Source organism: Sphingomonas endophytica (genome assembly GCF_001476895.1).
Taxonomy (GTDB): Bacteria; Pseudomonadota; Alphaproteobacteria; order Sphingomonadales; family Sphingomonadaceae; genus Sphingomonas; species Sphingomonas endophytica_A.
The window spans coordinates 1-786 of the sequence record NZ_LDTB01000328.1 but is presented as its reverse complement, the minus strand read 5'-3'; the positions used below and the strand labels follow the sequence as shown (position 1 = coordinate 786).

Below are 786 nucleotides of genomic sequence, written 5' to 3'. Positions count from 1 at the left end.
GAAGAACCGCCTCTCCTTCACGACCTACACCGACCTGTCGTCGCGGCCGGAAGTCTACGCGCTGCTGAAGAAAGAGGTCGAGACCGTCAACGCTACCCTGCCGCCGGCGCAGCGCATCTCACGCTTCCTGCTGCTGTACAAGGAGCTCGATGCCGACGATGGCGAGCTGACCCGGACCCGAAAGGTCCGGCGCAGCGTCATCAACGAGAAATACGCCGACATCATCGAGGCGATCTACCGCGGCAAGGCCAACATTCCCGTCGACACCGTGATCCGTTTCCAGGACGGCACGACGCAACGCGTCCGCACCACGTTGCAGGTGGTCGATCTCGGCCGTGCTGCGATCGCGGAGGCCGCGGAATGACTGTGTCCGCGTCATACACAGACCTTCACCTCGCCCCGCTTGCGGGGAGAGGTCGGATCGCGTCAGGCGATCCGGGTGAGGGGGAGCCTCCGCAAGCGCGGTGAGAATGGTTTCAAGAACACCAGCCAAATTGCCGGAGATCTCGTTGTTCCAGAAGCGCAAGACCCGGTATTTGTGATCGATGAGCCATTTGTCGCGAACGGCGTCGGTCTGACTGTTGGCGTGTTGTCCACCATCCACCTCGATCACGAGGCGATGTTCGCGGCAGATAAAATCGACCGTGTAAGGCCCTATCGGCTCCTGTCTGACGAACTTGTAACCATTCAGCCTGCGACCGCGGCGCCGGTACCAGAGCGCTCCTTCCGCATCCGTCGACGCGCTTCGCAGATTCCTCGCGCGTTCGGTTTTAGACTCTCTAGCAC

Annotated in this window: 1 protein-coding gene and 1 pseudogene; one reads left to right on the top strand and one right to left on the bottom strand. The window is 61.5% G+C overall.

Features of this window, described 5'->3' with window-relative positions:
* Positions 1–364, top strand: a 364-nt coding sequence (locus NS334_RS19235) for a hypothetical protein (RefSeq protein WP_428835078.1), incomplete at its 5' end; no start/stop codon positions are given.
* 153 nt (positions 365–517) lie between these two features.
* Here NS334_RS19235 and NS334_RS19230 read toward each other — a convergent pair.
* Positions 518–751: pseudogene (locus tag NS334_RS19230) on the bottom strand (endonuclease domain-containing protein); the annotation flags it as partial.
* Positions 752–786 lie beyond the last annotated feature (35 nt).